The organism is Aeromonas cavernicola (assembly GCF_002795305.1).
Taxonomy (GTDB): domain Bacteria; phylum Pseudomonadota; class Gammaproteobacteria; order Enterobacterales; family Aeromonadaceae; genus Aeromonas; species Aeromonas cavernicola.
In genome coordinates, this window is the sequence record NZ_PGGC01000153.1 from 1 (window position 1) to 3,729 (window position 3,729).

The window sequence follows — 3,729 nt, forward strand, 5'->3', positions numbered from 1 at the left end:
GGTATCCTGCAAACTGATTTGACGTGAACGGGCAATGGTCATGGCACTTTCCCTTCGACAATGATTGATCAAGCGAAGTCGAGTATTACGCGGCTGTCAAAAAGGTGGGTGTCCCAGATGTTTTCCTTGGCCAGAATGGGGATCGTCCCCACAGAGGAAAGCGCGCCGTACACAGCGACTGACCACGTGGTAGTAAGGGGTATCCTGCAAACTGATTTGACGTGAACGGGCAATGGTCATGGCACTTTCCCTTCGACAATGATTGATCAAGCGAAGTCGAGTATTACGCGGCTGTCAAAAAGGTGGGTGTCCCAGATGTTGAAAAGGTGGGTGTCCCAGATTTTTTGCGTTGCTCAAGCGAAGTCGAGTATTAAGCGGCTGTCAAAAAGGTGGGTGTCCCAGATTTTGTCCCAGATTTTGGTTTATATACACGTAATAAAAGCAATATAATTGCGAGCATTTAACGATGACAATAAAATGTGATTGGTTTCTTTTCGATGTTTGCCTCGTAAAAGCAAGCAGCAGCTCTAACACAATATTTGGCTTTTCTGAGTTTATTTCTGGGCTTGCGCTTCTTGTCATTGTTTATACAATAACTGACTTCCGCTATAAATTTAGAGTTTCAACATCATCAATAGACTTACATAAAATTACTTTTGCTGCCATTCCAATTATTGGAGTGGGAACATTAACAACTGAACTTTGGGTTGCACAATCTTGGCCGACTTTTACATGGAATATTTCTCAAGCACTATGGCAATCCATCCTAGCACTTACATTCCTCATCCTTATTTCAGTTTGGATCTGGTTTGCATTTATTAAACCACCGGTATTCAATCATAGAAACTATAAAAAATTCTCAAATATACTGTATCAAGCTTTATTGAGAGGAAATACATCGGAATTAGATGTCATTAGTTATGAAATCGGTCGTTCAATAGAGAATATTATAGATATGGCTAATTCACCAGATGCAAAAGGTGATGGCCTCCCTAAAGGACATGAAATATATTTTGCCAATGATATCATCTTGCTTCTTGCTAACAAAAAATTTTGCGACAGCATTGCTATTAATTCACCTTCTACCGCTATAAAATATTTCGAAAAGTTAGCTTCGTTAAAGTCAATTTACAACAATAGCTTTTCATTATTTTCCTACAATTTATCAAATTCATTTTTAAACAATAAAAACTCTCAACTATATTATGAGAGCAACAAATTCTCCTCAGATTTATTAGGTCATATAAAACCATTAAGCAACAGCCTATATGGTGACTATTGTTTAATTGAAAAGCTATCCAAGGGTCTTTCGCCCCTGGATGTTGACTATTCTTCTTTCCAACACTGGGATAACTCACAGTTAGAAAAATACTGCAACTCTGTTGTTTTATGCTTTAAATCTTTTTTAAAGAAAAAATTTATCGGCTCTCATACCAGCATATTTTTTCGTGCAATTGATTTAATTAAAAACACATCCATGTGTATCGCACACGTTGATACAAAATCAACAAACATATATCAAAGTGAAGAACTGGAAAGATTTAAAATCGTTATTGACTTTGCAATAAATATGACTGAGGCGCTTAACAGTTATGACCACATTAACGAAGACATAAAACTGAGGATTAGGGATTATAATGAACAATCGGTTTGCGATTACATAGCAGACCTATATTTTGAAATAATACATTCCTCAGCATATATTAGAGAGCCTGCTGATACATGCTGGTATATTCAGCACAATGTTACTTGGTATAGATTAATGGATAACTTTTCAGTTATAACCTCTGCACGAAAAATAATTTCACATAAGCTGAGAAGAAAAATTTACGATGCAGTTTGTGAATTCAATAAATACCCTAACTATATGGCCGCTCGATATTTGGGATTTTGCATTAATGTTTTGTGGATTAAATCTCATTTAAATCGAAAGGATGATAATGGCTATGCTTTACGGAAAGCTATAATTAAGTGGCTAAGAGTCAATTATTTAAAACTGCGAGAAGAAGAGGCGATTTTAGCAGATGCTTGTTTAATGGATGGTATCGGCTTTGATGAAGATAAACAGGCTATTTACAAAACATATCGTTCAAGACCTGGGCGACCCGCCCCCAAAGAGTATTTTTATCTTATAGAAAAAACCAGCCCGTAGGTTCGAATAGCGCAGCGTATTCGGATAATCGCGAATAACCGCGCCGAGATAACAATTCAGCACCTAAGACGGCGCTACTCAACAGCTACAGGTAGTTCCCCTGCCGCAGGGCGGTCAGCAACTCATCCACCAGCCCTTCCACCGGTTTACCGGCATTAAACAGATGAATTTCCGGCTGCTCCGGTGCCTCGTAGGCGGAGTCGATACCGGTAAAGTTACGGATCTCCCCCGCCCGCGCCTTTTTGTAGAGCCCCTTGGGGTCGCGCTCTTCACAGATGGCGAGCGGTGCATCGACAAAAACTTCGACAAACTCCCCTTCGCCCAAGAGATTGCGTACCAGCTCCCGCTCGGCACGGAACGGCGAGATAAAGGCGGTGAGCACGATAAGGCCCGCATCCACCATCAGTTTCGCCACCTCGCCGACCCGGCGGATATTCTCCTGACGCGCAGCATCATCGAAACCGAGATCGCCGCACAGGCCGTGGCGCACATTGTCCCCATCCAGCAGATAGGTGTGCTTGCCTTGTGCCGCCAGCGCCTGCTCCAGCGCCCCCGCCAGGGTCGATTTGCCCGCCCCCGACAGCCCGGTAAACCAGATCACCAGCGGTTTTTGCCCTTTCAATTCGGCCCGGCTCTGTTTGTCCACGGCATGCTTGTGCCACACGATATTACTCATCCAACACTCCTTGATTGGCGCTCACGCCTTAAAACGGAAACAGCAGGGGCACCATCACCAGCACCCCGAGGCTATAGGCTAGCGAGACCGGCAGGGCCAGCTTGAGGTAGTCCGGCATTTTGTAGTTACCTGCGGCATAGACCATCAGATTGGTCTGGTAGCCGTAGGGCAGGATAAAACTGGAGCTTGCCCCAAACAGCACCGCCAGAATAAACGGCATGGTCGAAACATCCATGCTGAGCGCCAGCTGATAGCCCATGGGGAAGGCCAGCGCCGCGGCGGCATTGTTACTCATCAGCTCGGTCAGCACCAAGGTAAACAGGTAGATGCCGATAAAGGCGATCAGTGGACTGGCACCATGGAACTCGTGCATCAACCAGTCGGCGATCACGCGCGCCAAGCCACTTTTTTCCAGTTGATCGGCAATGGCCAGCGCCCCGCCCACCACCAGCCAGATATCGAGCGGGAAGCGGCGGCGGATCTCGTCCAGCGTCAGGATCCGGGAGAACAGCAGCACCACCAGCATTACCAGCAAGCCCTTAAACAGTGGCACTAACTCGAACACCGACAGTGCCAACACCCCAAGAAACCCCAGCACTACGGCGGCGCTGCGCTTGCCGTCGAGGCGGGTGGAGGCTTCTAAGCCGCTCACCACCACAAACTCTCGGGAGAGGGACTTGTTACCGGCAAACTTAGGGCCCGGCGCCAGCAGCAGGGTATCACCGGCATTCAGCTCAATTTGGCCAAGGCCACCGGTGAGCTGGGTCTCGCCACGGCGCACCGCCAGCACCACCGCATCGAAGTGGGTGCGAAATTCGGCATCCTTGATGGTTTGCCCCACCAGTCGTGAGCTGTGGCTGACGATCACCTCCACCAGATGCTGGCCATTGAGGCGGTGCTG

4 protein-coding genes are annotated in these 3,729 nt (G+C 46.3%); 1 reads left to right on the top strand and 3 read right to left on the bottom strand.

Annotation, left to right across the window (positions count from 1 at the left end; all coding sequences use genetic code 11):
- Positions 1-96: 96 nt before the first annotated feature.
- Positions 97-240: a hypothetical protein gene (locus CUC53_RS15425; protein ID WP_420808070.1), complete on the bottom strand. Its 144-nt coding sequence runs from the start codon at positions 238-240 to the stop codon at positions 97-99.
- Between the two features lie 226 nt (positions 241-466).
- Here CUC53_RS15425 and CUC53_RS15430 point away from each other — a divergent pair, with 226 nt between their 5' ends.
- Entirely contained in the window at positions 467-2,152 is a 1,686-nt protein-coding gene (locus CUC53_RS15430; RefSeq protein ID WP_157798297.1) for a hypothetical protein, read from the top strand.
- Positions 2,153-2,237: 85 nt separating this feature from the next.
- Here CUC53_RS15430 and cysC read toward each other — a convergent pair whose 3' ends face one another.
- A complete protein-coding gene (cysC, locus tag CUC53_RS15435; protein WP_100294970.1) occupies positions 2,238-2,828 on the bottom strand; it encodes an adenylyl-sulfate kinase in 591 nt (196 codons plus the stop codon).
- A 28-nt stretch (positions 2,829-2,856) separates the two neighbouring features.
- Positions 2,857-3,729: SLC13 family permease (locus CUC53_RS15440; protein ID WP_201796777.1), on the bottom strand; the 873-nt coding region annotated here is incomplete at its 5' end.

Coding starts and splice junctions, on each gene's coding strand:
- cysC (WP_100294970.1), bottom strand. CDS start 2,828: ATGAGTAATATCGTGTGGCACAAGCATGCCGTGGACAAACAGAGCCGG.
- CUC53_RS15430 (WP_157798297.1), top strand. CDS start 467: ATGACAATAAAATGTGATTGGTTTCTTTTCGATGTTTGCCTCGTAAAA.
- CUC53_RS15425 (WP_420808070.1), bottom strand. CDS start 240: ATGACCATTGCCCGTTCACGTCAAATCAGTTTGCAGGATACCCCTTAC.